This is a genomic window from Paraburkholderia graminis C4D1M (assembly GCF_000172415.1).
In the GTDB taxonomy this organism is placed as follows: domain Bacteria; phylum Pseudomonadota; class Gammaproteobacteria; order Burkholderiales; family Burkholderiaceae; genus Paraburkholderia; species Paraburkholderia graminis.
Window position 1 is genome coordinate 55,804 of sequence record NZ_ABLD01000024.1, and the last position, 25,254, is coordinate 81,057.

At 61.9% G+C, this 25,254-nt stretch carries 24 protein-coding genes; 16 read left to right on the forward strand and 8 right to left on the reverse strand.

All coding sequences use genetic code 11. The features are described from left to right. The first annotated feature begins 108 nt into the window (after positions 1-108). From BGRAMDRAFT_RS27050 to BGRAMDRAFT_RS27060, 4 genes are all read left to right on the forward strand, one after another. Positions 109-747: a hypothetical protein gene (locus tag BGRAMDRAFT_RS27050; protein ID WP_006052076.1), complete on the forward strand. Its 639-nt coding sequence runs from the start codon at positions 109-111 to the stop codon at positions 745-747. A gap of 218 nt (positions 748-965) precedes the next feature. Beyond that, the gene (locus tag BGRAMDRAFT_RS27055) at positions 966-1,325 is read left to right on the forward strand and encodes a hypothetical protein (protein WP_006052077.1); all 360 of its coding nucleotides are present in this window, start codon (positions 966-968) and stop codon (positions 1,323-1,325) included. Between the two features lie 323 nt (positions 1,326-1,648). Beyond that, entirely contained in the window at positions 1,649-1,798 is a 150-nt protein-coding gene (locus BGRAMDRAFT_RS35095; protein WP_006052078.1) for a hypothetical protein, read from the forward strand. Positions 1,799-1,803: 5 nt separating this feature from the next. After that, entirely contained in the window at positions 1,804-2,082 is a 279-nt protein-coding gene (locus BGRAMDRAFT_RS27060; RefSeq protein WP_006052079.1) for an RNA-binding protein, read from the forward strand. A gap of 39 nt (positions 2,083-2,121) precedes the next feature. On the opposite strand, the gene nadE is transcribed toward BGRAMDRAFT_RS27060, so the two are convergent. Further along, positions 2,122-2,982, reverse strand: a complete 861-nt coding sequence (gene nadE / locus BGRAMDRAFT_RS27065) for an ammonia-dependent NAD(+) synthetase (RefSeq protein WP_006052080.1) — start codon at positions 2,980-2,982, stop codon at positions 2,122-2,124. Between the two features lie 145 nt (positions 2,983-3,127). Next, on the reverse strand, positions 3,128-4,687 hold the full coding sequence (locus tag BGRAMDRAFT_RS27070; protein ID WP_006052081.1) for an ABC1 kinase family protein: 1,560 nt from the start codon (positions 4,685-4,687) through the stop codon (positions 3,128-3,130). 264 nt (positions 4,688-4,951) lie between these two features. Between BGRAMDRAFT_RS27070 and BGRAMDRAFT_RS27075 the strand changes: the two genes are divergently transcribed. From BGRAMDRAFT_RS27075 to BGRAMDRAFT_RS27085, 3 genes are all read left to right on the forward strand, one after another. After that, the gene (locus BGRAMDRAFT_RS27075; protein ID WP_006052082.1) at positions 4,952-6,481 is read left to right on the forward strand and encodes a PAS domain-containing sensor histidine kinase; all 1,530 of its coding nucleotides are present in this window, start codon (positions 4,952-4,954) and stop codon (positions 6,479-6,481) included. 186 nt (positions 6,482-6,667) lie between these two features. Further along, the gene (locus BGRAMDRAFT_RS27080; RefSeq protein WP_006052083.1) at positions 6,668-7,525 is read left to right on the forward strand and encodes an AraC family transcriptional regulator; all 858 of its coding nucleotides are present in this window, start codon (positions 6,668-6,670) and stop codon (positions 7,523-7,525) included. 44 nt (positions 7,526-7,569) lie between these two features. Continuing rightward, positions 7,570-7,977 (forward strand): DUF2000 domain-containing protein, encoded by a 408-nt coding sequence (locus BGRAMDRAFT_RS27085; protein WP_006052084.1) that lies wholly within the window; start codon positions 7,570-7,572, stop codon positions 7,975-7,977. Positions 7,978-8,137: 160 nt separating this feature from the next. Here the strand turns inward: BGRAMDRAFT_RS27085 and BGRAMDRAFT_RS27090 are convergent, their stop codons facing one another. Both BGRAMDRAFT_RS27090 and BGRAMDRAFT_RS27095 read right to left on the reverse strand, forming a co-directional pair. Next, positions 8,138-9,346, reverse strand: coding sequence for an acetyl-CoA C-acetyltransferase (locus tag BGRAMDRAFT_RS27090; protein ID WP_006052085.1), 1,209 nt, complete (start codon positions 9,344-9,346; stop codon positions 8,138-8,140). Positions 9,347-9,450: 104 nt separating this feature from the next. Next, positions 9,451-10,218, reverse strand: a complete 768-nt coding sequence (locus BGRAMDRAFT_RS27095) for a 3-hydroxyacyl-CoA dehydrogenase (RefSeq protein WP_044021903.1) — start codon at positions 10,216-10,218, stop codon at positions 9,451-9,453. A 216-nt stretch (positions 10,219-10,434) separates the two neighbouring features. On the opposite strand from BGRAMDRAFT_RS27095, the gene BGRAMDRAFT_RS27100 reads away from it, so the two are divergent. The 6 genes from BGRAMDRAFT_RS27100 (at position 10,435) to BGRAMDRAFT_RS27125 (ending at position 18,577) form a co-directional block, all read left to right on the forward strand. Continuing rightward, positions 10,435-11,451 carry an AraC family transcriptional regulator gene (locus BGRAMDRAFT_RS27100; protein WP_006052087.1) on the forward strand — a complete coding sequence of 339 codons (1,017 nt, stop codon included), beginning with the start codon at positions 10,435-10,437 and terminating at the stop codon, positions 11,449-11,451. 294 nt (positions 11,452-11,745) lie between these two features. Beyond that, positions 11,746-13,434, forward strand: coding sequence for a tannase/feruloyl esterase family alpha/beta hydrolase (locus tag BGRAMDRAFT_RS27105; RefSeq protein ID WP_006052088.1), 1,689 nt, complete (start codon positions 11,746-11,748; stop codon positions 13,432-13,434). Positions 13,435-13,644: 210 nt separating this feature from the next. After that, positions 13,645-15,003: an MFS transporter gene (locus BGRAMDRAFT_RS27110; RefSeq protein WP_006052089.1), complete on the forward strand. Its 1,359-nt coding sequence runs from the start codon at positions 13,645-13,647 to the stop codon at positions 15,001-15,003. 75 nt (positions 15,004-15,078) lie between these two features. Next, positions 15,079-15,804 carry a nitroreductase gene (locus BGRAMDRAFT_RS27115; protein WP_044021904.1) on the forward strand — a complete coding sequence of 242 codons (726 nt, stop codon included), beginning with the start codon at positions 15,079-15,081 and terminating at the stop codon, positions 15,802-15,804. A gap of 14 nt (positions 15,805-15,818) precedes the next feature. Continuing rightward, entirely contained in the window at positions 15,819-17,471 is a 1,653-nt protein-coding gene (locus tag BGRAMDRAFT_RS27120; RefSeq protein ID WP_006052091.1) for an AMP-binding protein, read from the forward strand. Between the two features lie 107 nt (positions 17,472-17,578). Further along, on the forward strand, positions 17,579-18,577 hold the full coding sequence (locus tag BGRAMDRAFT_RS27125) for an NADPH:quinone oxidoreductase family protein (protein ID WP_006052092.1): 999 nt from the start codon (positions 17,579-17,581) through the stop codon (positions 18,575-18,577). Positions 18,578-18,605: 28 nt separating this feature from the next. Here the strand turns inward: BGRAMDRAFT_RS27125 and BGRAMDRAFT_RS27130 are convergent, their stop codons facing one another. Continuing rightward, entirely contained in the window at positions 18,606-19,394 is a 789-nt protein-coding gene (locus tag BGRAMDRAFT_RS27130) for an SDR family NAD(P)-dependent oxidoreductase (protein ID WP_006052093.1), read from the reverse strand. Positions 19,395-19,569: 175 nt separating this feature from the next. Between BGRAMDRAFT_RS27130 and BGRAMDRAFT_RS27135 the strand changes: the two genes are divergently transcribed. Then, complete coding sequence (locus tag BGRAMDRAFT_RS27135) at positions 19,570-20,181, forward strand: TetR/AcrR family transcriptional regulator (protein ID WP_006052094.1); 612 nt, start codon at positions 19,570-19,572, stop codon at positions 20,179-20,181. Positions 20,182-20,211: 30 nt separating this feature from the next. Here BGRAMDRAFT_RS27135 and BGRAMDRAFT_RS27140 read toward each other — a convergent pair whose 3' ends face one another. Further along, positions 20,212-20,655, reverse strand: a complete 444-nt coding sequence (locus BGRAMDRAFT_RS27140) for a winged helix-turn-helix transcriptional regulator (RefSeq protein ID WP_006052095.1) — start codon at positions 20,653-20,655, stop codon at positions 20,212-20,214. Between the two features lie 89 nt (positions 20,656-20,744). Between BGRAMDRAFT_RS27140 and BGRAMDRAFT_RS27145 the strand changes: the two genes are divergently transcribed. Together BGRAMDRAFT_RS27145 and BGRAMDRAFT_RS27150 are read left to right on the forward strand one after the other, a co-directional pair. Next, complete coding sequence (locus BGRAMDRAFT_RS27145; RefSeq protein WP_006052096.1) at positions 20,745-21,605, forward strand: oxidoreductase; 861 nt, start codon at positions 20,745-20,747, stop codon at positions 21,603-21,605. 43 nt (positions 21,606-21,648) lie between these two features. Beyond that, positions 21,649-22,650, forward strand: a complete 1,002-nt coding sequence (locus BGRAMDRAFT_RS27150; protein ID WP_006052097.1) for an NADP-dependent oxidoreductase — start codon at positions 21,649-21,651, stop codon at positions 22,648-22,650. 12 nt (positions 22,651-22,662) lie between these two features. Here the strand turns inward: BGRAMDRAFT_RS27150 and BGRAMDRAFT_RS27155 are convergent, their stop codons facing one another. Both BGRAMDRAFT_RS27155 and BGRAMDRAFT_RS27160 read right to left on the reverse strand, forming a co-directional pair. Continuing rightward, entirely contained in the window at positions 22,663-23,802 is a 1,140-nt protein-coding gene (locus BGRAMDRAFT_RS27155) for an acyltransferase family protein (protein WP_006052098.1), read from the reverse strand. Positions 23,803-24,227: 425 nt separating this feature from the next. Next, the gene (locus BGRAMDRAFT_RS27160; protein ID WP_006052099.1) at positions 24,228-25,235 is read right to left on the reverse strand and encodes a zinc-binding alcohol dehydrogenase family protein; all 1,008 of its coding nucleotides are present in this window, start codon (positions 25,233-25,235) and stop codon (positions 24,228-24,230) included. Positions 25,236-25,254: the final 19 nt, after the last annotated feature.

Below are 25,254 nucleotides of genomic sequence, written 5' to 3' on the forward strand. Positions count from 1 at the left end.
GCTCCCGCGCACCGCTCGGAGTCGGCGGTTTTTTCCGTATGCGTATCGAATGTGTTTTAATTGCCTTGCGAATTGAACTACCGCGTGCCTCGACAGGCGCGCCGACGAATGAAGGCAGGCATTGCAGACAGGCGTCGCGGCGAGGCTTCCGGCGACCACATAGGCAGTACTTTTCGACCGCGCGCAGTTGCGTTCGCGCGGCGGCGCGCGTGGCGCGCGCGTTTCACGCTGACGCTGGGTCTTGCCGCGCTGCTCGCAGTGCGCGTCGGCGCAGTGTATGCGCAGGACGCAGCCATGCTCGACGAACGCGTGACGCAGCAATCCATCCGCGAGACGATTTGCCGCCCTGGCTATGCGAGCGCGGTCTCGCCGCCGTTCGATGAACTGATGGCGCACAAGGACCGGATGCTCGCGGAGCGCGGCATCGACGCGGACGACGGCGCCGAGTTCGCGCTCGATCGGCGCGTGCCCGTGGTGCTCGGCGGCTCGCCGGACGCGCCGTCCAATCTCGGCCTTCTGCCCTGGGCGGGACGGCAGGGCGAGCGGCGCAAGGCGCGCGCGGCGGTCATGCTCAAGCGCTGCGTCTGCGAAGGCAAGTTGAGTCTTGCGGAAGCGCAGGCGGCGATCGTCGGTGATTGGTCGGTGGTCTATTCTGGCTTTAGCCAGGAGTCTTGCGACATCAGCCGGCTGGATGTTGCGACGAGCGCCGACAGCGGGCGCACAGCGGGGCGCGGCACGCAGCCGTAACGGTTGGTGTCGGCGCGGATCGCGCCGCGCTTGCGAAAAAGGTTGAATGCGCCGGAACGCTCGATCCTGTCTCCAACTTTGCGGGCGTGACCCACAAACGCTTTTTGTCAGCGCGTGCCGCCAGCCCGCATTACTTACTTGTCGTCGCCGCTCGCCGTCTTTCAGCACGCGGCTTTCGCATCGAACTCGCCGAATCAACTCATTCCTGGAGAATTACCATGACTTATTCACGTCTTGCCGCAGCGACGCTTGCCGTGCTGAGCGTTGCATGCGCCGTCGGCGCCGCGCCCGTGTTCGCCGCCGAGCCGGCGCATTGCGGCAAAGCCGACGCGCTGCAAATTCGCGGCGATGTGCCCGCGGCCATCAGCTTCGATGTCTATCGTCAACTGCGTCCGCTGAACGCGCAGCGCATCGCGTTGTTCCAGTCGGCCGGGGAAGTGAAGCATCTGCCCGACGGACTTGCCGTGTGCGAAGTGGCGGACGACGGCGTGGACGATCCGTCCGCGGTGCTGGTCGCATTGCCGCAAGGCAAGAACGCGTGGTGGGTGAGCGCGGCCAACGTGCAGGACGCGGACTGACGCTCGCGCGGCGAGCAGCAGCTTCCGTTCGCCGATCGGCGCAACGAACTCCGGCATGCATGCCGCGGTCCGCTTCTTGCAACCCGCGTCTGCACGCGCAATGTTCAGCACAATTTCCAGGCGCCGCGGCGCAGTTAGTCAAAACAGTGTTGCTGCCGAACGGAAAGGGCGCGGTTCAGGTACAGTGCACATTGATCGTGCTACCCGGTGCGAGCTTGTCATGGTGACGCCGCGTCGCATCGCGTGTCCGATCGTAAGTGGCTATCCTTAAACAGGACCCCGGCGGGCTCATCGGAATACCGCGCGGAATATCGGAGATTCAAATGATCGCTTTCTACCTGTCATTGGCCGCGCTCGGCGCGGCGGGCGCCGCACTCATCCGCGAACTGGCCGCCGCACAGGCGAGACAACGGGCGGCATTGCGCCCGGCGCGCGTGCGCGTCGACAGGTCCGGCGGCAGCCGCCAGGAGTAGGCAGCATGAACCTGATCGTGCGCAACATCGCGCCGTCGTGCACCGAGCAGGAAGTGCGCGAATTCCTCAAGCACGAGCTGGGGCATTACGCGCGCAACGTCGAGGTCGTCGACGCGGGCACGCCTGGCGCCTACGCCACGGTCGAACTGGACGCGCAAGTGCCGTATGTCGGCGAAGTCATCGCGCGGCAGATTCATGGCAAGCACCTGGGCGGAATGGCGCTCGAGGCGAGCGCCGATCTTTTCACCGACGACTCGCCGCCCGCCCAGCCGCCCGCGCACTAAGCGCTGAGCTGCGGTTCGCGTTGCGGCTCATGTTGCGGCTCACGTTTCGCTCGTGGGCGCGGGCCAGTCGAACGGCGTGTACGGCAGCGCGCGCTTGTGCCGCGTCACATCGTGGAAACGCAAGATGATGTTGCGTGCCTCGTCGCTGACCGGTTTGCCTTCCAGGAAGTCGTCGATCGTCTCGTACGGTACGCCGTAGGCATCTTCGTCGGGCCGTTGCGGGCGCAACGCTTCGAGGTCCGCGGTCGGCACCTTGTGCGCGAGCGCGTCCGAGGCACCGAGCGCCTTCGCGACCGCACGCACGCGGCGCTTGTTGAGGCCCGCGAGCGGCAGCACATCGGCGCCGCCGTCGCCGAACTTCGTAAAAAATCCCATTAGCGATTCCGCCGCGTGATCCGTGCCGATCACCACGCCCGTGCGCGTGCTCGCCACCGCGTACTGCGCAATCATTCGTTGCCGCGCCTTGATGTTGCCGTGCACGAAGTCTTCCTGCGCTTCGTCCGCGAACGGCAGGCCGCTTTGATGCAGCGACGCGAGCATCGCGTCGGCGGCGGGCTTGATGTCGATGGTCAGCGTCTCGTCCGCACGAATGAAGGCGAGCGCCTGCTGCGCGTCGGCCTCGTCTTTCTGCTCGCCGTGCGGCAGGCGTATCGCGACGAAACGCGCGTCGTAATTTTCGGCGCGCAAGCGCTCGACGGCCAGTTGCGCGAGGCGCCCGGCCGTCGTCGAATCCACGCCGCCGCTGATGCCGAGCACGTACGTCTTCAGGCCGTTGCTGCGCAGATAGTTCGCGAGAAAAGAGATGCGGCGCTCGATTTCCTCGTTGGCGTCGAAGCCGGCGCTAACGTGCATTTCCGCCGCGATGTTGGTCTGAACAGTGGCTGGATCGGTCTGCTTCATGGTTGTCTTGCTCCTTGCTGGTGGCGCAGTGCTTTCTGATGAAGAACGGCTTCCGCGATCGTACGAGCATGTAGCGGACCCGCGAAGTTTTGATCGGCAGAACGCGACGGGCCGCGCAAGCACATCAACACATCAACGCATGACATCACCACATCAACAACACCGTGCCCGCGCCGAGGACGCCGCCGCACAACACACACGCCCACAACAGCGCGCGCGTGCGCCGATATTCGCGGCCGATCTCGGCAAGCAGTCGAGCGTTCTGCCCCGGCGAGCGCGCGCGATCGTGCTCGTGCTGCAGATAGCGCACGGCCAGTTGCGGCACGCGCGGCAGCATGTGCGCGAGATGCGGCAGTTCGCGTGAAATGCGCTTGAACCAGCCGCGATGATCGACGTCGCGCCGCGCAATATCCGCGAGCACACCGCGCGCGATATTCCATGTATCGACGCCCGGATGCAGCGCACGCGCCAGCATCTCGGCCTGCTGGAACGAGCGTTGCGCGGTGGCAAGGCGGCTCGATACGGTGCCGTCGAACGGATGCACCGCGTGCAGCAGATGATGAAACAGCGAGCCCGCCGAACGGTCCTCTGGCGCGGCCGCGAAATGCGCTTCGGCACGCGTGCGCAACTCCGCTTCGAGCAACTCGGCGCGCGTGTCGTGCGGCACGTGTCCCGCGTCGCGATGCAGTTCCGCGAGCCGTCCATAGTCCTGCTCGAACAGCGCAGTCGCGCCGTGCACGAAGAACTCGCGCTCGCCGGTCGACAGGCTCGACATGATCGAAAACTCGGCCAGCACGAGGCGGCCCAGCGAATCCGGTTCGATGCTCACGCGAACCCGCCGCGCGTCGAGCGTCGCGTGAAAGAAGCCGTGTTCGAAAGCCTGCTCGGTCACGACTTCGACGATATGCGCGGCGAGCGGCGCGAGTTTCACGTGATGCGCGTGCAGGCCGCTCAGGTCGCTCGCCGGCAGCGTGTCGATGCGCTGCATGGTGAGCGTGAGGGGCGTGCACAGGTCCCAGATCACGTTGGGCACGACGATGCGCGTGTCGCCGTCGAAATGATGGCCGGTCTGACTCAGGTTGGCGGCTTCGGCGCGCAGATCGAAGCGGCGCAGGATGTCGTCGGTGAAGGTTTGCGCGAGCGCCCGCAGCCGCAGGCGGCGCGCCGTGCCGGACACTTTTTCCAGCCAGCGCGCGACCCAGCGCAACAGCGCGAGTTCGTCGCCGATCTGCTGCAACTGGCCGGCGCGCAGCAGCTTGATCGCCACCTCGCGATGACCGTTGACCGGCATGATGAGCCGAGCGAAATGCGTCTGTTCGGCAAAACCGCTGCGCACCGGAACGAGGTCCACCGCGCTGAAAAGCGTGGCGAGCGGGCGGCCGAACGCGCGCGCCAGCGCCTCCTCGGATTCGCGCGGCGGCAGCGGCGTTTCCAGATGATCGACGGCGTCGATGGCGTCGTGCAATGTCGCGTTCGCCAGTTCCGGACGCTCGACTAGCGTCTTCGCGAAACGGCCGGCAAGCGGGCCGAGCGCGGGCAGCAGGCCGTGCACGCTGCGCGCGCTGTCCGCCGACGCATGCACGCGGCCGACGAGTTCGATCATCCAGTGGAGCTTGCGATCGGACGGCGCGGCGAGCCAGAGCAGGCGCGCGCCATATCGCAGTGCGTGGTAAAGCAGTAGTAAGCGGCGAAACAGTGGCGGCATCGGAGTTCGGTCGACGGCAATGCGGCGCGCGTCCAACTGCCGCGCCGCGGGGCCAGGACGCTCAGATTATCAGGGATGCGCGGTGTGCGGCGTGCGGTCGCATTCAACGACGTGTTGCCGAATACGCACGACCTTCGTCTTCAATTCGATAGCGGCGCCATCAGCAAGCAAACAGGCTTCCGCTTGCCGCCTGAACGGCCCGCGCATGCCGAGGGTAAAATGAGTCCGGTAAGTACATTTTCTTACCGATCTGGAACAACCCTTATGAGTCAGAGTGACGACAGGCAGGATGTGACGCGCGAAACAGAGGAGCAGTTCCGGATTCTCGTTCAGGGCGTCACTGACTACGCGATATTCATGCTCTCGCCTGCCGGAGTCGTCACGAGTTGGAACGTCGGCGCCGAGCGGATCAAGGGGTATCGGCAGTCGGAGATCATCGGCGAGCATTTCTCGCGTTTCTACACGGACGAGGACAAAGCAGCCGGCGCGCCCGCGCAGATACTCGCGATCGCGGCGAGAGAAGGCCGTGCCGAACGCGAAGGATGGCGGGTTCGCAAAGGCGGCAGCCGCTTCTGGGCGCACGTCGTGGTCGACGCGATCCGCGACGAAGCGGGTGCTCTCGTCGGATTTGCAAAGGTGACGCGCGACATCACCGAGCGCAAGGAAGCCGCGGCCGCGCTCGAGAAGGCCAACGCCGCGCTGTTCCAGGCGCAGAAGATGGAAGCGATCGGGCGGCTGACGGGCGGCGTCGCGCACGACTTCAACAATCTGCTGGCCGTGCTGTCCAACGGTCTCGAGGTGCTCGCGCTCCAGGCGCGCACGCCGCTCGACAAGAAAATGATCGATGGAATGCGGCGGGCGATCGACCGCGGCGCGTCGCTGACGCAGCAGTTGCTGTCGTTCGCGCGGCAACAGCCGTTGCAGGCGCAGGTACACGATCTGAACGGATTGATTCGCGAGTTCACGCCCATGCTCTCGCGCGCCGGCAACCGCAACACGCATGTCGAGCTTGGCCTGCATGCCACGCACGCTTTCGCATCCGTCGATGCCGCGCGTTTCGAGGCCGCTCTGCTCAATCTGGTTGTCAACGCGGTCGACGCCATGCCGACCGGCGGCGCGGTCACGATCACCACCGACACGGTCCAGTCGGAGACGGAAGTGACCCCCGCGCTGCCTGCCGGGCACTACGTCCGCATTTCGGTTGCGGATACCGGTAGCGGCATGTCCGAGGACGTGCTCGCGCAGGCGTTCGAGCCGTTTTTCACGACCAAGCAGCCAGGCAAGGGCACGGGACTGGGCTTGAGTCAGGTGTACGGGTTTATCGCCCAGTCGGGCGGCGACGTGCATCTATCGAGCGAAGTGGGCAAGGGCACGACGGTCGATCTTTATCTGCCGGTCGCGGAGCCGCCGGCAGCCGTCGGTCTGCCGTCGACGGCAAGGCATGAGACCGTTTTGCTGGTCGAGGACGAGCCCGACGTGCTCGGCGTTGCGTCCGAACTGCTGATGAACATCGGCTATGAGGTGGTGCCCGCGAGCAGTGCGTCGGAGGCGGCGCTGATTCTCGAGGAGCGGGCTGACATCGACGTTGTCTTCACCGACATCTCGATGGCCCACGGCATGAGCGGGCTGGAACTGGCGCAACTCGTCCGCTCGCATTATCCGGCGATCAGGGTGGTGCTCACGTCGGGCTATTCGCCGGCTCCGCTGCACGACGAGAAGAGTGAACTGCGGGATCTGATATTCGTGCAGAAGCCGTATCGGTTGGCCGATCTTGCGAAGGCGCTGCGAGCGTGAGCGTGAGCGTGAGCGGGAATTGCGGGAGCTCGCTTATGGTCCGCTTTGTCCGCTTTGGCTGATCAACGAGTCGCTTGCGAAGACGCGATACGGCGACTCATCGAGGTTCAGATGATCGGGCATAGGGAACGCATTTACGCAGTAGTCGTGCGCTAACGCAATATGCCGACACCATTGGAGTAAGCGATGACAGGCGCAACCGTGTTTAACGAGCGGACCGATCACTGGCTCGTCGCGCGGCGCGATCCCGAGACGGGCATTGAAGGGCTGCGTGCGCATTTCAGAGGCCACGCCTACGATCCGCACGATCACGACGACATGTTGATCGGCTACACGGAGCAAGGCGTCCAACGTTTTCAGTGCCACCGGTCTTTGCACACGAGCACACCGGGTCGGGCGATCCTGATCGAGCCCGGCGCGCTGCATGACGGCCACGCGCCGGAGGCGAGCGGCTTTACTTATGCCGCGTTGTATCTGCCGCAAGGCTGGGTCGAGCACGCGGCGCGTCAACTGAATCTTCCGGGGTTGCGCGGGGTTGAGGCGGCCTTTAGCCATACGCTGGTGGACGACCAATATCTCGTCGATGCGATTCGGGCCGCTTTTTTCGCCATTTATCACGATGAGGGCAGGTTGGCGCGCGACCAGGCGCTCGATCGCGTGCTGACGCAACTCAGCGGCCACGTGCTTGATGCGCCGTCGACGAATGGCTCCGCGATACCGCTCGCCGCGCTTCGCGTGCGCGATCTTTTGCACGAGCAGATGGCCGGCAACATCGGACTCGATGAACTGGCGACGGCTGCGGGCATCGACCGCTTCCGGTTGACGCGCCTCTTCAAGCGCGCGTTCGGCACGTCGCCGCATGCGTATCTGGTGCGTTTGCGTCTGCGCGCCGCGCGTCAAATGCTGGCGAGCGGTCATCAGCCTGCGCAGGTTGCGGCGGCTGTCGGGTTCTCGGATCAGAGTCATCTTGGCCGCTGGTTTCATCGCGCGTACCGGATGACGCCGGCGGCCTATCGGCGCATGTGCACAAACGTTCCAGACTGATCGCCGCGGATCGTGGACCATGAGCGTTCCAAGGAGGGACGTTCATGTTCGAAACGAAAGTGGCGCTGATCGTGCGCGACGATCTGGCTGTGTGGCAAAAACTCAACGTCGTAGCATTTCTCGCGACGGGCGTGGCGGCTGCGATACCCGATGCGCTAGGCGAGCCTTATGAGGACGCTGCGGGACGTCGGTATGGGCGCATGCTCGGGCAACCAATGCTCGTGTTCGCCGCTGATTTGCCCGGTTTGCAGGCCGCGCATCGACAGGCAGTTAGCCGCGAGCTCGAGATTGTGCCGTATGTCCATGCGATGTTTTCGACTGGACATGACGCGGCGAATCGTGAGGTGTTTCGTGCACAGGATGCCGGTAATCTGGATCTGGTGGGGCTCGCGGTGCATGGGGCGAAGAAGGCTGTGGATAAGGCGGTGAAGGGGTTGGGGTTGCATGGGTGAGGGGGGCGCGTGAAACGGGACGCGCTTGAAATGAGCTCCCGGTGCCACCTAAGGTCGCCGCTGTGGTTGCCTGTCGTGGGCGCGATTCTTCATGCAATCGTCGCCAAGGCTTCCAGTTCTGCCGCCCAAACAGCGCCTTGCAACTGACCCTGATCCCCCCTCACCCCACCTCCACCCCCACCGCCGTAGCCTCCCCCCCACCGATACAAAGACTAGCCACCCCACGCTTCCCCCCGCGTTGCCGAAGCGCACCCAGCAGCGTCACGATAACCCGCGCCCCCGTCGCGCCGATCGGATGACCCAGCGCGCAAGCACCGCCATGCACGTTCACGCGCTCGTGCGAAAGCGGGAGCTCGCGCATCGCGGCCATGACCACCACGGCGAATGCCTCGTTGATTTCCCAAACGTCGACATCGCTCGCCCGCCATCCCACCTTGGCGAGCAGCTTCTGAATCGCACCGACCGGCGCCGTCGTGAACCAGGCCGGTTCCTGAGAATGCGTGGCGTGTCCGCGGATCACGGCGAGCGGCGCCAAGCCATGCTCGCGTGCGGTCGACTGGCGCATCAGAACGAGGGCCGCCGCACCGTCGGCGATGGAACTGGAGTTCGCCGCCGTCACCGTGCCGTCTTTTGCAAACGCGGGTTTGAGCTTCGGGATCTTGTCCAGTTGCGCCTTCGCCGGCGCTTCGTCCTCGTCGATGAGTATCTCGCCGTTACGGCCCGGCACGGTCATCGGCGCAAGCTCCCAGCGGAACAGGCCATCGCGCTGCGCCTGCTGCGCGCGCAGCGTGGAGGTCGAAGCGAACGCGTCTTGCGCCTCGCGTGTGAAATCGAAACGGCGCGCGCAGTCCTCGGCGAAGGTGCCCATGAGGCGGCCATCGGAGGCGAGGCCGTAGTGATCCTCCAGGCCGTCGAAGAACATATGGTCGAGTACCTGGCCGTGTCCCAGACGCTGGCCCGAGCGTGCCTTGGGCAACAGGTACGGCGCGTTGCTCATGGATTCCATGCCGCCCGCAACGATCACTCGTTGACTGCCGCTGAGCAGCAGATCGTGCGCGAGCATCGCCGCCTTCATCCCCGAGCCGCAGACCTTGTTGATCGTGGTGCAGCCCGCCGATAGCGGCAAACCCGCGCCGAGCGACGCCTGGCGCGCGGGCGCCTGGCCGAGGCCCGCGGGCAGCACGCAGCCCATCAGCACTTCATCGACGGCGTCAGGTTGCAGTCCGGCACGTTGCACCGCGGCCCGGATCGCGTGCGCGCCCAGTACAGGCGCCGTCAGCGAAGCGAAGTTGCCCTGGAAACCACCCAGCGGCGTGCGGGCAGCAGCGACGATCACAACGGGATCATCGGAAATCGAAGAGGCAGTCATGCGAGTCTCCATTCGCCGCTTCATGGCGGCGTTGCAAAGGGTGAGGAAGGTGTCGTCGTCGATGAATCATCGCCACTCGAACCCGGCGGCGGCGATGACTGAGTTCACTTCGCCGCCATACGAATGGCGCCATCAAGACGAATCACCTCGCCGTTGAGGTAAGTGTTTTCGACGATATGCAGCACAAGTGCCGCGAATTCTTCCGGCCGGCCCAGGCGCGGGGGAAAGGGCACCATCTTCCCAAGCGCGTCCTGTACTTCTGTGGGCATGCCTTTGAGCATCGGCGTCTCCATGATTCCGGGCGCGACGGCGAGCACTCGAATGCCGTGGCGGGCCAATTCGCGCGCGACAGGCAGCGTCATCGCCACGACACCGCCTTTCGATGCAGCGTAGCCCGCTTGTCCAATCTGGCCGTCAAAGGCCGCAACCGAAGCGGTATTGATGATGACCCCGCGCTCGCCATCGGTCCCGGGCGTGTTCCCGGCCATGCACGCCGCGGCCAGCCGCACCATGTTGAACGCACCGATCAGGTTGATCTGAACGGTGCGCGCAAAACTTTCCAGCCGATGCGGGCCTTCGCGTCCGAGCACTTTCTCGGCGGGCGCAACGCCTGCGCAATTGATCAGGCCATGCAGCGCGCCGAAGGTCTCGCAATACGCGGCCAACGCACGCTCGGCGCTCGCGGAGTCGGATACGTCGGCCCTGGCGAAGTGGGCATTAGCGCCGAGTTCCGCCGCGAGTGAGGCACCGGCGTCCTCGTCGAGGTCGATCAGCAGCACGCGGGCGCCGCCCGCCACCAGACGGCGCGCCGTGGCTGCGCCAAGCCCTGAGCCGCCGCCTGTGACGACGAAACCTTTCCCGTGAATTTGCAATGCTGTCTCCTCAAAGTGACCGGCCGGCAAAGCATATTCGCGACGACCAACTGACTGATCATCGTAAGCGGCACGCGAAACCACGCCCATGTCCATCGACCTCTTCCTGCGTGCGCCTTTCGGACATATCGTGCGGCTCATGCTCAGTGATACCAGGTTTCGCTCGCGCGCCGCAGCGATTAACATCAGTGCACTTTCTGTAGGTAGACCCTGACCATGAATGACGCTCAAGACAAGGGCACAACTTCTATCGGCCTCGTGCGCGAAGCAATTCTCGTCGCCACGCAGCGTAATCTCGACGTGTCGGCGGTTCTCCAGCACGCGGGAATCGCGGCGGAATTGCTGAATGCGCCGAGAGCCCGAGTGCCCGCATTAGCCTTTTCGCGTCTGTGGGCGGCTCTCGCCGACTTGATGGACGACGAGTTCTTTGGTCTCGATAGCCACGCATTGCGGCGAGGCAGTTATGCGCTGATGTGTCACGCCGTGCTGCATGCCGACAATCTCGAGCACGCGCTGCGTCGCATGCTGAAGTTCCTGCGCGCGGTTCTCGACGACATTCATGGCGAGTTGCGCTGCGACGGCGAGCATGCACTGATCGTCCTGCATGACGATGGCCGAACGCGCCGCCTCTTTGCCTACGGGACCTGGTTCATCCTCGTGCACGGCCTTGCGTGCTGGCTCGCACGCAGACGCATTCCGCTGATCGAGATGAGGTTCCGCGCTTCGGCGCCAACGGATGACAGCGACTACCGTATGCGCTTTTGCGAGGATGTGACGTTCTCCGCGGAAGAAACGCTGATCCGGTTCGATCGCAGTTTTCTCGACCTGAAACTGTCCGAGACGGAAGCGAGCCTGCGTGCTTTTCTGCAAAATGCACCCGCCAATATCCTGGTCAAGTATCGCAACGAATCGAGTACTACGGCCCTCGTCAGACGCCGGCTAAGAAACCAGATCCCCGACGACTGGCCGGACCTCGACGAGCTATCGCGACTAATGAATCTATCCGCGGCCACGCTGCAACGCCGCCTGTTGGCTGAAGGCACGAACTATCGGCAACTGAAAGACGAATTGCGGCGTGACATCGCAATCGAGTTGTTTTCGAACAGTACTCTCACGGTCGCAGAAGTCGCTGCACGCACTGGATTTCAGGAAACGAGTGCTTTTCACCGGGCCTTCAGAAAGTGGACGGGGGCGAGTCCGGGAATGTACCGACATGGCAAGGCGAATCCCTAACCGTTAGAACTCATAGCATCGTCATCACACCATTCACGCGTTCAGATGTGCTTGCACGTCTGAATGGTCGAAAGATTCAATCCTCTTCTCCCAATCACGCCTCGCGCGAACGCTCATTCGATTAAGCGGAGCGTGTCCGCACGCCTCATGAAAACTGAGGTCGGCGGACATGGATCGGTGCGCCGAGCAGGCTGACACTGCACTCGCGTTCGGCAGATCAAAGGACGCGTCGCGCCCGGTTGCGCAAAGCAACCGAGCCACTCATTGCGGTATAAAAAATAGACGGAGACGAGAATGAGAACCCGGTTGAGAAGCCGCCGAAGCTCGGCAATGGTGAGTGCTTTATTCGCCGTATCGGCTATTGCCGTATCCGGCTGCGGCGGCAGTGATTCCGCGCCGGCCAACGTCGCGGTCGCGACGCCCGCCGCGAAATGTAGTGCGTTGGCGGGTACGACCGTTCCCGCCGGCTCGATCGGATTGCCGACAACGGGTGCCACTATCGTATCCGCGACGCTCGTTGCAGCTACCGATTCCGGCAACAGCAACGGCGAGTACTGCAAGGTTCTCGGAGCCATTCATCCGGTGGATTTCAATGCGCCGGATATTCGAGTGGAGGCGGATCTACCGACTAACTTCAACGGCAAAGTCGTCCATTTTGGCGGCGGGGGATTTGACGGCACCATCCCCGATACTGAAGGCTTTCCCGCGGACGGGTTCTTATCGGGGGCGGAGCCCGCAGGCGTCAGTACACCATTGCGCAGAGGTTATGTGACTGTCGGCAGCGACGCTGGGCATGAGGGAAACTTTATGGACGGTTCGTTCGCGGCAAACGATGAGGCACTCGCCAACTACTCAGGCGACCACATCAAGAAGACGCGTGACTTCGCAGCGTACATCGCAAAGGCAAGATACGGCTCGGACTTCACGCACAGTTATTTTATTGGCGGTTCAGGCGGAGGCCGGCAAGGTCTGATCGCGGCACAACGATTCCCGCATGACTACGACGGCATCATTTCCACATATCCCGCTTCAGGAATAACAGGACTGTGGCTTCAGATGGGCAGGATCTCGCGATCGCTGCTGGCGCCCGGAGGATACGTCACGCCTGCCAAAGGCAAGGTTCTTCTCGAAGCAGTGATCAAGCAATGCGATGCTCTGGATGGCGTGGCTGACGGCATTATCAGTAACCCCGCGGCGTGCGTATTCGATCCAGCAACGATTCGTTGCCCGAGCGGCGTCGACACTGGCGATAGCTGCTTGTCGGACGCGCAAATCAATACGATGACCACCGCCGGCACGCCGCTTAGCCTTAGCTTCAACCTGGTAAACGGAGTCCAGACTTTCCCCGCATTTAACGCGTTCACGGGAGCAGACTTCTGGTCCGTCGCCTTTGCATGGGGCGCGTCAGCCACCGATGCGATAGTCGAGCCTGGCGTGATCGGCAAAAGCGCGTTCTTCTATACGTTTTCAAATGACATGCTTCGATTCGCGGTTGCTCGCGATCCTGGCTTGAGCACGCTGAACTTTAATCCGGCCAACCCCGGATCATTAACCTCGCGCGTGCAAGCGGTGAGCGCGCTCATGGACAGCACGAGTACCGACCTGAGTCAATTCCAGGCGCGCGGCGGCAAGATCATTCTGCAGCACGGACAATCCGATCAGTTCATTCCGGCGCAATTGTCGATTGATTACTACGACCGGCTGGTATCCCGGTTCGGGCAGGGACCACTGGGTCAATTTCTAAAGTTCTATGTGGTGCCGGGCGCGGCGCACAGTGCCGGCGGGCAATTCAATGGTTCATATGACGGTCTGACGGCATTGGACAACTGGGTGACGAAAGGCGTCGAACCCAAAAATCTGATTATCACCGACCTCGCTCCGCCGACAGTCGGACGCACGCGGCCAATTTGCGAATACCCGCAGTGGCCCAAATACGTCGGCGGCGATCAGAACCTTGCGGCCAGCTTCGTGTGCTCTAACTAATCGCGTTGGCAGCGCGCGCCATGTGCGGTTCCGGGCGTTAGCGTTACACCGGGACCGCCAGTGTCGCAACACCGCAAACGCAGGTGTTCGGCGACCTCACTCATCTTGAAGTTAATGGACATCGACTGTCCGCAGCCTTCGCCCGACACTGCTTGTAACACAGCGGCCTGCGCGGACTTCGGCCACGACATTAAACCAAAGGAGACAAGCATGAACCAGATCGATGTTCATTCACTCGCGGGCCAGGCCAGGTTCAATGGCTTGCACAGGCTGGTCCTGTTCTGGTGCGTGTTGATGCTGATAGTCGACGGCTACGATCTCGCCATCGTCGGTGCAGCGTTGCCGTCGATCATGAAGGGCATGCACATCGACGCGACCAGTGCCGGCATCATGGCCGCATCGGCACTGTTTGGCGTCATGCTCGGGGCTATTTTCCTCGGCACGCTGGCTGACCGTTTCGGCCGGCCCATGATGATCTGCGTGTGTGTGGCGCTGTTCAGTCTCTTTACCGCCGCCGCCGGACTGACGAACGATCCCGTCAGTTTCAGCGTGACCCGATTCATCGCGGGCCTCGGCATCGGAGGCGTCTTGCCGATTGTCACCGCGCAAATGGCGGAGTTCTCGCCCAATGCGTTGCGCACGCGATTGGTCACACTCGTATTCGCGGGATATTCGGTTGGCGGCATTCTCGTCGCGCTTACTGCGAAGGAGCTTATCGGCAGTTATGGCTGGCAATCCGTCTTCTTTGCTGCGGGCCTGCCAGTCCTGCTGATCCCGTTCATCATTAAAACGATGCCTCATTCGATGACATTTCTGGTCAAGAACGGCCGACATAAAGAACTGCGCGCGCTCGTGAAGCGTCTCGTGCCCGACTATTCGTTGAGTGACGACGAGCAGTTTGCAGGACCGTCGTCGGACAAAAATAGAGACGTCTCGGTGCGACGACTCTTTCAGGACGGCCGCGGTTTCAGTACTACGATGATGTGGGTCGCATTCATGACGGGCCTCTTCATGGTGTACGCATTGAGTTCGTGGTTGACCAAGCTCATGGCAATGGCGGGATACAGCCTCGGTTCGGCATTGAACTTTGTGATCGTGTTTAACGTCGGCGCGATTGCCGGTGCGATTCTCGGCGGCTGGCTGGGCGACAGGGTCAATATCAAGCGGGTGCTGATCGCGTTCTACGTCGTGGGAGCCGTCGCACTCTCGCTGATGGGATACACGAAATCGACAGCGTCATTGTTTGTCGTTGTATTCGTTGTGGGCGCATCGACGCTCGGTACTCAATTGCTCGCCTATGCTTATGCGGGCGGCTTCTATCCTCATGCAATCCGCTCTACGGGGGTCGGTTTTGCTTCTGGCGTGGGCCGCATCGGCGCGATCGTGGCGCCCGTGCTAATCGGCTGGCTTGTGTCGCTGAAGCTGCCGCTGGAACAGAACTTCATGGCAATCGGCGTGGCCGGTTTGATTGGTGCAATGGCCGTGACGCTGATCGATCACGCGCGCGCCGATTCCTATCGCGGACGCAGTGCGGCTATTCCCGCAGTTCAGCGCAGTGCAGGGCGCTAAGAGCGCCTATTGCAGGTTATTCACTCGAGAAAAGCCACGTCTACGCGGCAGTACATTTTTAACATGCAGAAAGAAATGGATCGTCTATCTCCGCCTCCTTTCACCTCGTTTATCGACGTCAGTCGAGCCGTCGACTGGGCGCTCGTCACCCGGCGCAGCGTTCGCGCTTTCTTGCCGACACCGGTTGCGCGCGAGGACATCGAGTCCATCCTGGAGGTCGCGCGCTTTAGTGCTACCGGCGTCAACATTCAGCCGTGGCATGTGCACGTCGTGACAGGCGCGAAGAAGTCGCGGCTGTCTGCCGCCATCAACGAGATCAATGACGATCCCGCCCGCAGTTCCGACCTCGACGAGCCCTACGACTACTACCCACGCGAATGGATCGCGCCGTATCTGGACCGTCGCCGCAAGGTGGGTTGGAACCTGTATGGATTGCTCGGCATCGAGAAGGGCGACAAGGAACGAATGCACGTTCAGCACGGCCGCAACTATCGCTTCTTCGATGCACCCGTCGGCCTGTTTTTTACAGTGGACCGCGTGATGCGCGAAGGCAGTCTGCTGGACACCGGCATGTTCCTGCAAAGCGTGATGCTCGCCGCTCGCGCGCGCGGCCTCGACACTTGCCCGCAAGCGGCTTTCAACAAATTCCACCGCGTGATCGCCGACGAACTGTCGATTCCCGACAACCAGATGCTGGTCTGCGGAATGAGCCTCGGTTATGCCGATCACGACTGTATCGAGAATTCGCTAGTGACGGACCGTGTCCCAGTGAGCGATTTCACTACTTTCTATAATGAATGAACGGAGACAAAGTCATGAGTGCAAAGGCCTACTCGCGAGGGCTCGAGAAGAATCCGGCGAACCACGTTCCGTTGACGCCATTAACCTTCCTCGATCGAACCGCCGACGTCTATCCGCAACGCACCGCGATCATTCATGGCGAATTCCGGCAGACGTGGGCGACGACGCGCGAGCGTTGCTATCGCCTCGCGTCGGCGCTCGTTCAATTGGGCATCGAGCCGGGCGATACCGTGTCGATCATCGCACCGAATACACCGGCCATGCTCGAGGCGCACTTCGGCGTGCCGCTCTCGGGAGCTGTGCTCAATGCGATCAATTGCCGGCTGGATGCTGACGGCATCGCGTTTATCCTACGCCACGGCGAATGCAAGCTTCTGCTGGTGGATCGCGAGTTTGCTGCGTTGGTCGAAAAAGCGTTGCAGTCAGTCCCGAATCCGCCGCGTCTCATCGACATCAACGATCATGAAGCGCCCGACGGCGCCGCCATCGGCGAAACCGATTATGAATCGCTGCTCGCCAGCGGCGACCCGGCATTTGCCGGCCGTGGCCCCGTCGACGAATGGACGCCGATCGCGTTGAACTACACGTCGGGCACGACAGGAGATCCGAAGGGCGTCGTTCCGAGCCATCGCGGCACGTATCTGATGAGCCTGCTGCAGATGACGAATTGGCCGCTTCCGCGTGCGCCGATTTATCTGTGGACGCTCCCCATGTTCCATGCGAACGGCTGGTGCTTCACATGGGCGATTACTGCCGCGGCGGGAACGCATGTATGCCTGCGCAAAGTCAACGCGGCCAATATCCTTTCCGCGATCCAGAAACATGGCGTCGATCATTTCTGTGCAGCACCGATTGTTCTCGCAGGCATCGCGAGCATGCCGCAGTCGGAACGGCAGCCGTTGCCGCGTCGCGTGCGCGTTCTCACCGCCGGCTCGCCGGCGCCCGCTGCGGTGCTCGAAGCCGTCGGCGCAATGGGCTTCGACGTCGATCACGTATTTGGAATTACCGAGATCTCCGGCACGCCGATTAGCTGTGCATGGCACGACGAGTGGGATACGTTGCCGCCGGAGCAGCAAGGCAAATTGAAAGCGCGGCAAGGCGTACGTGCGGCAGCGTTCGAGAAAATGTCGGTCGCCGATCTCGCGACGCTCGAACCGGTGCCGGCCGATAGCCAGTCGTGCGGCGAAGTTCTCGTCCGCGGCAATACGGTGATGATGGGATATCTGAAGAATGCCGACGCAACCGAAAAAGCTTTCGCCGGCGGCTGGTTTCATACCGGAGATCTTGCGGTCGTTCATCCGGACGGCTATATCCAGATCACGGACCGCTCGAAGGACGTCATCATTTCAGGCGGAGAGAACATTTCATCCGTGGAAGTGGAAGAGGTGATCTACCGCATGTCGGGCGTACTCAATGCAGCCGTGGTCGCGCAGCCGGACGACACATGGGGCGAGACGCCTTGCGCTTTTATCGAACTAAAGCCGGATGCAGCCTATATAACCGAGCAGGACGTCATCTCGTTCTGCCGTGAAAGACTGGCTCATTTCAAATGCCCGCGCCGCGTCGTTTTCGGCGAATTGCCGAAAACCGCTACAGGGAAGATCCAGAAGTTTCGTTTGCGCGAGCAGGCGGGCAGTCGGATAGCAATTACCCGCCTGGCCGGATGATGCACGTTGTCTTGCGAAGCCGCCATTCGCTGTGCAGCCAAGCGCGGCTGCAATCACACGCATTAGTAGGTATGCTGATGATTGTGTAAGAGAGACGGAGATAGAGCGTGAAAAGCTTCGTTGGAACAAGCTTCGACATCGGCTCCTATGCGTTAGTTGATGAACCGATGCCGGATCCCGGTCACGGACAACTGCGCATTCGCATCGAAGCAACGGCTCTGGGTTTCGTCGACGGGCTGATGATGCAAGGCCGCTATCAGATCAAACCGCGCTTGCCTTACGTGCCCGGCGGAGAGATTGCCGGCGTCGTCGACGCTGTGGGTCCGGGCGTGACGCGGCCGCTTGTCGATGAACGTGTCGTCACCTGGCAGCTTGGCGGCGGCCTCGCGGAATACGTGGTGGTCGATGCCGCTGACGTTGACATCGCCCCGAGCGGGCTACCCATGCCCATTGCCGCGGCCATGCTGGTGGACTACCAGACGGCACACTACGCGTTGTTCGATCAGGCGCGTTTAACAGCCGCCGATACGCTGCTGGTACTCGGAGCGGGCGGCGCAGTGTCGTCCGCCGCCATTCAGCTTGCGGTGCATGCGGGCGCTCGTGTGATTGCGGCGGCATCGAGCGAGTCCAAGCGCAAAGCCGCATGCGAACTCGGCGCCGTGGCCGCGATCGACTACAGCCTTCCCGACTGGCGCGAGGCGCTCAGGAGTGTGGCGCCCGAAGGCGTCGACGTCGTGCTCGACCCCGTCGGCGCAAACATGCTGGAGCCTGCATTCCGCTCGCTTGCGAAAGGCGGCCGCTATCTCGTGATCGGATTTGCGGGCGGCGCGATTCCGTCGCTGCCGGTCAATCTCGCGCTTCTCAAGAACGCCACGCTGCATGGCGTCGATGTGCGCTATTTCCTCGCAACCCGGCCGGAACAGGCGCGGCGCGTACGCGCCGCGCTGTTTTCGATGGTCGCGCGCGGTCATCTTCGACCGCCTGCGACCATCGCTTTCCCACTCGCTAACGCAAGCGACGCTGTGCTCGCAACCTTCGACCGCGAAAGACGCGGGAAAATCGTCGTGCTTCCCGAAGCGGTCATCGGTTCGAGCGACGCGGGCTAACGCCTGCGCTCCGCTCAACCGAAGCGGATCAGGCCGTCGCCCGATAACGCTCCGCCGCTTGCGCTTGCCGGATATCGGAGAGCAAACCCTGGCGCGCGGCGTCGAGTGCATCCCAGCGTTCGGCGACGTGAAGCGGCGGTATGGTCACCAACTCGCGGCGGTCGTAGCCGATCAACGCGGCATCCACCAGTTCACCCACTTCCATCACTTCGGGCAGCGTATCGATGTCGATACCGGCGCGCTCCCAAATTTCGGTGCGCGTGGCCGCCGGCAGCACGGCTTGCACATACACGCCTTTGGGCGTCAGCTCCAGGCTCAAGCCCTGCGACAGGAACAGCACGTACGCCTTCGTTGCACCGTACACGGTCATGCCGAACTCGGGCGCGAGACCGACGACCGAGCCGATGTTGACGATCGACCCTTCGCCGGCTTGCGCAAGGCGCGGCGCGATGGCGGCCGCGAGCCGTGTCAGCGCGGTGATGTTGAGCGTCACCAGACGATTGATGGCGTCGGCGCTCTGCTCGACAAAGCCGCCTGACTGCGCAAGGCCGGCATTGTTGATCAGCACGCGAATGTTCGCGTCTTCGCGCAGGCGCGCTTCGACTGCGGCGAGATCGGCGGGCTCCGTCAGATCGGCCTGCAACACGTCCACATCGACCTTCGTTTCATCGCGCAAGCGGCTCGCCAGCGCTTCGAGCCGCGCCTTGTCGCGCGCGACCAGAACGAGAGGGTGGCCACGGCGCGCAAAACGCTCCGCATAAACGGCGCCGATGCCCGAAGAGGCGCCGGTAATGAGGACAGTGGGCAGGGCTTTCATCTTGGTGTTCCTTGGCTTGAGTGGGGACCGCTGCCGCCCATCAGCGATGGGCGGCGGTGCAGGCTGGCGTTAATAATGATGGTCGTCATCAAAAAAGTCAACGACTTTGATGATGATCGACATCAATGTATAGTTAACACTTTAGCGTGGCGTTAGTCGAAGAGAGGCACCGAACATGAAGGTCACTAAGGCGCAAGCGCAGGCGAACCGGGCGCGCATCGTCGAGACGGCTGCGACGCTGTTTCGCGAGCGAGGCTACGACGGGGTGGGCGTCGCGGACCTGATGGCGGCCGCCGGTTTCACGCACGGCGGCTTTTATAAGCACTTTGGCTCGAAGGCCGATCTGATGGCGGAGGCGGCGGCCTGTGGCTTTTCGGAGTCGGCGGCCGGCAGTGAAGGGATCGACATTGCCGCGTTCGTCAAGCAGTACTTGTCCCGCGAGCATCGCGATACGCCCGGCACGGGCTGCACGATGGCGGCGTTGTCCGTGGATGCCGGGCGTCAGCCGGAACAGGTCAAGCAAGCCTTTGCCGACGGCATTGAACGGCTGCTGACCAGCATGGTGAGCAAGCACGGCGCGAGTGGCGCGACTAACGCGACTAACGCGACAAGCGCCGCGGCCAAGCGTGAAGCGCGAGCCCGCTCGATCGATGCCATCGCGCAACTGGTGGGCGCGGTCGTGCTCTCGCGCGCCTGTCCCGATGACTCGCCTCTCGCGGACGAAATCCTCCAAGCCTGCGAGTCGGGCGCGCTTTCGCGCCTGTCCGCGCCGAAGAAGAAGCCGTAGCACTTGTCGGCCCGAGGCGCGAACGCTTCGTCAATCTTCATCGACATTCACAATGCGTATCGGGCGCGTCCCGATCTTCGCGCCGGTGACTTCGTCGATCGCAATCGCCTTGATCTCCGTTCCCGTTTCCGCGTCCAGGAAGCGAACCAGCTTGCTATCCCCGCGGTGCTGCCGCCCCCATGCGCCGATGATGAACAGCACCGGCAGGAAGTCCATGCCTGCAGCCGTCAGCACGTATTCGTCGCGCGGCGGGCGCTCCGAATAGCGGCGTTTCTCCAATAGACCTTGTTCCGCCAGCGCGGCCAGACGCCGCGTCAGCATCGTCGGCGCTATGCCCAGACTTTTGCGGAACTGGTCGAAGCGCGTCAGACCCGCGTGGGCGTCGCGCAAGATAAGGATGCTCCACGCGTCGCCCGCGACAGCCAGGCTGCGCGCGATCGGACACGGGTCATCGCACGAATTGATGTCGTCCATACTATTTTGATAGTGACATGGATTTGATTTCCCAGTATAGTCGATTTCAATTTGATAGTGACGCGGGCGTTCCGCACATGGAGCTTGAAATGACTGACAAAAAGCCGTTGGGTGTCGCCCTTGTCACAGGCGCGTCTTCGGGTATCGGACAGGCCGCCGCGCAGCGATTGAGCGAAGCGGGCTACAAGGTTTTCGGCACGAGCCGGCGGCCAGTGCCTGCGGGCCAGCATTCGTTCGACATGCTGACGCTCGACGTCACCAGCGACGAATCCGTCGACGCCGCGGTCGCCCAGGTTATGCGGCGAGCCGGCCGCATCGATCTGCTCGTGAACAACGCGGGCTTCGGCGTCGCGCCCGCGGGCGCCGAGGAAAGCTCGATTGCGCAGGCGCAGTCAATCTTCGACACGAACTTCTTCGGCGTCGTCCGCATGACCCGCGCGGTCGTGCCTTATATGCGGCGGCAGGGCAGCGGCCGCATCGTCAACATCGGCTCAGTCCTGGGTTTTGTGCCGATGCCGTACGGCGCGCTCTACGCGGCAACGAAGCATGCAATCGAGGGCTATTCCGAATCGCTCGATCATGAATTGCGCGGCTGGGGCATCCGCGTATCGGTCATCGAACCGGCTTATACGAAGACGCCGTTCGACGCGAACTTCCTCGCACCCGATTCCACGCTCGATGCGTATCGCGAAGCCCGTGCGGTTGTCAGCAAGCGGGTCAATGAGGTGATGGCAACGGCGACTGAGCCTTCGGTCGTGGCTGAAGTCGTGTTGAAGGCGGCCGTGGCCGCGAAACCGAAGCTGCGCTACCCGGCCGGCGCGCTTGCGAGCCGTCTGCAAATGCTGCGCAGATTCGCGCCGGCCGCGCTCGTGGATGCCGGGCTTCGTAAAGACCTTCGACTCGACACGATACCGGCGTCGCAGTCGGTAAGCCCTCTCTTGCAAGAATGAAAAACATGCAGCGCCAGATCACACCAGGGGACCCGAAAGCATCATGAGAGCATTCATTCTCGAGCGATACGGACGCAAGCATGGCGCGCATATCGCCGACGTGCCGGAGCCGCAACTACGCGACGACGACGTCCTGATCCAGGTCCACGCCGCCAGCCTCAATGTTCTGGATTCGAAAATACGCGACGGCGAATTCAAGCTGATTTTGCCGTATCGTTTGCCGCTGATTCTCGGCAACGATGTAGCCGGCGTGATCGTGCGAGTCGGACCGCGCGTGCAGCGATTCAAGGTCGGCGACGAAGTTTACGCGCGGCCGGATAAAGATCGGATCGGCACCTTCGCGGAACTGATTGCAGTGAAAGAAGCGGACGTGGCCATCAAGCCCAAAACACTCACGATGGAAGAGGCCGCCTCGATTCCGCTCGTGGGTCTCACTGCGTGGCAAGCGTTGATCGAAAACGCGCAGTTGCGGAAAGGACAAAAGGTCCTGATTCATGCAGGTTCCGGCGGCGTCGGAACGTTCGCGATCCAACTGGCGAAGCACCTGGGTGCATTCGTCGCGACGACAACGAGTACGGCGAACGTGGAATGGGTGAAGGGCCTCGGGGCCGATGTCGTCATCGATTACAAGAAGGACGACTTCGAGAAAACGCTCGCCGGCTATGACGTGGTGATAAACAGTCTGGACGCGGCGACGTTGCACAAATCGCTTCGCGTGCTGCGACCCGGCGGTCGGCTTATCTCGATCTCGGGGCCGCCGGACCCCGACTTCGCAAAAGAGCTTGGTTTGCCGGGCTTCCTGACGCTGGCGACGCGTCTACTCAGTTACCGGATCAGGAAGGCGGCCAAACGCCTGAAAATCAGCTATTCCTTCCTGTTCATGCGCGCAAGCGGCGACCAGCTCGCGCAGATCACATCGCTTATCGAAGGCGGCGTGATACGCCCGGTTGTCGATCGCATCTTTGCATTCGATTCGATCGGAGAGGCGATGGCCTATGTCGATAGCGGACGCGCCAAAGGGAAAGTGGTTGTCAAGATGCGGTGATGGGCGCGCGCATCATTGTTCTTCCACGGTCGCTGCCAGGATAGGTGCCTCCTGGCGGCGGCCGTACCACGAAGCCGCGAGACGTTTTCCGAGCGTATTGCCTGCATCTTCGACGAACTTGTTGCTGAGCATCGAGAGCGGCAGAGTGATAATCAAAGTCGACACGCCCAGTAATGAAGCCATGAGCAACGGCTGCTGTTGAACGGCGGATGTTCCAAGAGCTTTTACCACGCAGGCTCCGAGACCGAACACGATCGGAAAATGCAGCACGTACACGCTGTATGAGATTGTGCCCATGTACTCGAATATCGGCCGATCCAGAAGCGGCATCCTTCTCTTGTTGTGAAACAGGCAATAGACGATGCCGAAGGCAATCAGAATCTCCATCGTTTCTATATTCTTCACATCAAAGATACCTTCCAGCAGGATGCGCGAATACATTAAGACCGGGATGAGGCCGAGGCCGATCAGGCGGTAACGGAAATGGCTGATTCCGCGCGTGAGCGGAATCAGCGCGCCGAGACCAAAGGCCAATGCATAGTGCAGCGACAGCGTGCGCGGAATCGGAGCGAGCGCGACCAGTGCCAGGAAAACGAGAAACGGCTTGCGCGTGCGCGGGTTTTGCACGAGCAGATAGATTGCCGGGAACAGAACCGAATAAAACAGCTCCACGCGAAGTGTCCACATCGGCCAATTCAAATGGACGTATATAGATGCGAGCGAGAGGCCGACCAGCGGAGCCGAGATCTTTGCCGGGAAGGCGCTCGTCGCCCAGGCGCTATAGGCCGGAGAGGACAGTCCCGTCTTGATGAGCGGCCACAGCGCGAGCGCAAGCGCGATCGACAACCACAACGCGGGATAAATGCGGAAAAATCTTTTTACATAAAACGTCTTGACCCACGACGGCTTATTCGCGGCTGAACCGCTCATCAACGACAAAGCGAGTACACATCCGCTGAGAACAAAGAAGACTTCGACTGCGGCTTGTCCGTTGAACGTTCTGTCAACGAATATGGCTATCTTGTTCTGAAACGAATCCACGCCGTATCGCGCGGTGATCAGGCGCTGAAGATCGAACAGGGTCCAGACATGAGTTCCTACGACAGCCAGACAGGCCAAACCACGGAGTGAAGTAAAACTCTTGATATTCATTCGTCACTTCCTCCCCGAAGAAGACAAACGCATCCGAGGTCGGGAGACATCGGACAGGATTTAGTGCTTTCTGAAAACTTTCGATGCCGAGGCGGACCCGGCAAGCGGCATGTAGATAGCGGACTAGCGTGGCACTCTTGAGTGCCGTCACGCAGCGGGGGAGTATAGGTTCAATCGATGCGCGCGATGGCTTGTGAGTCTCCATATCGCGAACTGTTGGCGCATTTCGATTAGTGAATACGGCTTTTTCGGCGGTTGTCGTTTAGCGCGGGCGCGTATCGCGTATAAGTAAAACGCGCCATGTGATTAAGCGCAGTGGCCTTCTGCGCTTAAATCTTGCGACTTCGTTGTTTGCAATAGTTCGCAGTACGCGGATTTTTTGGTTTGTGACAGCACTGCGTTCCGTTCGACCCAACGGACTTAAATCAGCACTCCACCAGCGCCTTGACGACGGTCTGTCCTGGCTCCATCAGCTTCGGGAACTCGGTGGGTACATCCGACAAGCTCATTCGGTGTGTATTGAGTGCCTTGTCGGGTATGCGGCCCGCGCGCATCGCTTCGAGAACTGTCTCGAAGTCTTCGGCGGTCGCATTACGGCTGCCGAGCAGCGTCGCTTCACGCTTGTGAAATTCCGGATCGGAGAAGGTAACTTCGCCGGGCACGATCGAAATCAGCACGTATTTGCCACCGTGAGCAATGAACTGGAAGCCGCGATTCATCGCGTTGATGTTTCCGGTTGCATCGAATACGACGTCGAAGAACTCGCCGCCTGTCATCGCCGCGAGTTCGTCGACGTCGTTCGGTCCGATCTGAACCGCCGACACTCCAACATGCTCGCGGCAGAATGCGAGACGATCCTCGCGCGTGTCGAGACAGGTGACCTGTGCGCCACGCAGGTTCGCGAACAGCATGGCCGCCATGCCGATCGGGCCCGCGCCCACGACAAGAACGCGCTGGCCGGCCGACACATCGGCACGGCGAACCGCGTGCGCGCCGATCGCGAGAAATTCGAGCATGGCCGCCTGATCGAGCGTGACGCCTTCGGCCTTATGCACGAACTGCGCGGGCACCGAGAGAAATTCCGTGAGCGCGCCGTCGCGATGCACGCCGAGCACTTTGATGTTGACGCAACAATTGGTCTTGCCCTGCCTGCACGCGATGCAGCTTCCGCACGACAGATACGGCATCACATAAACGGCGTCGCCGGGCACGACGTGCGCATTGGCATCGGCCTCGGCGACGATAGCCGACAGTTCGTGGCCCATCACTCGCGGATATTGCAAGTAAGGCTGGTTGCCGGAATAGATGTGCATATCGGTCCCGCAAATACCCACGCGGCTGACGCGTAAAAGCACTTCGCCTTCGGCACGGTGAGGTGGTTCGCGGTCTTCACGGCGCAGCACGCCAGGCGATTCGCAAATGACGCTAAGCATTTCGGCATCCTCTTGATTG

Bases quoted from the DNA above. Each gene is read 5' to 3' on its own strand.
- BGRAMDRAFT_RS27115 (WP_044021904.1), top strand. From the start codon at position 15,079: ATGGATCGTCTATCTCCGCCTCCTTTCACCTCGTTTATCGACGTCAGT.
- BGRAMDRAFT_RS27085 (WP_006052084.1), top strand. From the start codon at position 7,570: ATGTTCGAAACGAAAGTGGCGCTGATCGTGCGCGACGATCTGGCTGTG.
- BGRAMDRAFT_RS27105 (WP_006052088.1), top strand. From the start codon at position 11,746: ATGAGAACCCGGTTGAGAAGCCGCCGAAGCTCGGCAATGGTGAGTGCT.
- BGRAMDRAFT_RS27155 (WP_006052098.1), bottom strand. From the start codon at position 23,802: ATGAATATCAAGAGTTTTACTTCACTCCGTGGTTTGGCCTGTCTGGCT.
- BGRAMDRAFT_RS27150 (WP_006052097.1), top strand. From the start codon at position 21,649: ATGAGAGCATTCATTCTCGAGCGATACGGACGCAAGCATGGCGCGCAT.
- BGRAMDRAFT_RS35095 (WP_006052078.1), top strand. From the start codon at position 1,649: ATGATCGCTTTCTACCTGTCATTGGCCGCGCTCGGCGCGGCGGGCGCC.
- BGRAMDRAFT_RS27080 (WP_006052083.1), top strand. From the start codon at position 6,668: ATGACAGGCGCAACCGTGTTTAACGAGCGGACCGATCACTGGCTCGTC.
- BGRAMDRAFT_RS27140 (WP_006052095.1), bottom strand. From the start codon at position 20,655: ATGGACGACATCAATTCGTGCGATGACCCGTGTCCGATCGCGCGCAGC.
- BGRAMDRAFT_RS27130 (WP_006052093.1), bottom strand. From the start codon at position 19,394: ATGAAAGCCCTGCCCACTGTCCTCATTACCGGCGCCTCTTCGGGCATC.
- BGRAMDRAFT_RS27055 (WP_006052077.1), top strand. From the start codon at position 966: ATGACTTATTCACGTCTTGCCGCAGCGACGCTTGCCGTGCTGAGCGTT.
- BGRAMDRAFT_RS27135 (WP_006052094.1), top strand. From the start codon at position 19,570: ATGAAGGTCACTAAGGCGCAAGCGCAGGCGAACCGGGCGCGCATCGTC.
- nadE (WP_006052080.1), bottom strand. From the start codon at position 2,982: ATGAAGCAGACCGATCCAGCCACTGTTCAGACCAACATCGCGGCGGAA.
- BGRAMDRAFT_RS27050 (WP_006052076.1), top strand. From the start codon at position 109: ATGAAGGCAGGCATTGCAGACAGGCGTCGCGGCGAGGCTTCCGGCGAC.
- BGRAMDRAFT_RS27060 (WP_006052079.1), top strand. From the start codon at position 1,804: ATGAACCTGATCGTGCGCAACATCGCGCCGTCGTGCACCGAGCAGGAA.
- BGRAMDRAFT_RS27110 (WP_006052089.1), top strand. From the start codon at position 13,645: ATGAACCAGATCGATGTTCATTCACTCGCGGGCCAGGCCAGGTTCAAT.
- BGRAMDRAFT_RS27145 (WP_006052096.1), top strand. From the start codon at position 20,745: ATGACTGACAAAAAGCCGTTGGGTGTCGCCCTTGTCACAGGCGCGTCT.
- BGRAMDRAFT_RS27100 (WP_006052087.1), top strand. From the start codon at position 10,435: ATGAATGACGCTCAAGACAAGGGCACAACTTCTATCGGCCTCGTGCGC.
- BGRAMDRAFT_RS27070 (WP_006052081.1), bottom strand. From the start codon at position 4,687: ATGCCGCCACTGTTTCGCCGCTTACTACTGCTTTACCACGCACTGCGA.
- BGRAMDRAFT_RS27160 (WP_006052099.1), bottom strand. From the start codon at position 25,235: ATGCTTAGCGTCATTTGCGAATCGCCTGGCGTGCTGCGCCGTGAAGAC.
- BGRAMDRAFT_RS27120 (WP_006052091.1), top strand. From the start codon at position 15,819: ATGAGTGCAAAGGCCTACTCGCGAGGGCTCGAGAAGAATCCGGCGAAC.
- BGRAMDRAFT_RS27075 (WP_006052082.1), top strand. From the start codon at position 4,952: ATGAGTCAGAGTGACGACAGGCAGGATGTGACGCGCGAAACAGAGGAG.
- BGRAMDRAFT_RS27090 (WP_006052085.1), bottom strand. From the start codon at position 9,346: ATGACTGCCTCTTCGATTTCCGATGATCCCGTTGTGATCGTCGCTGCT.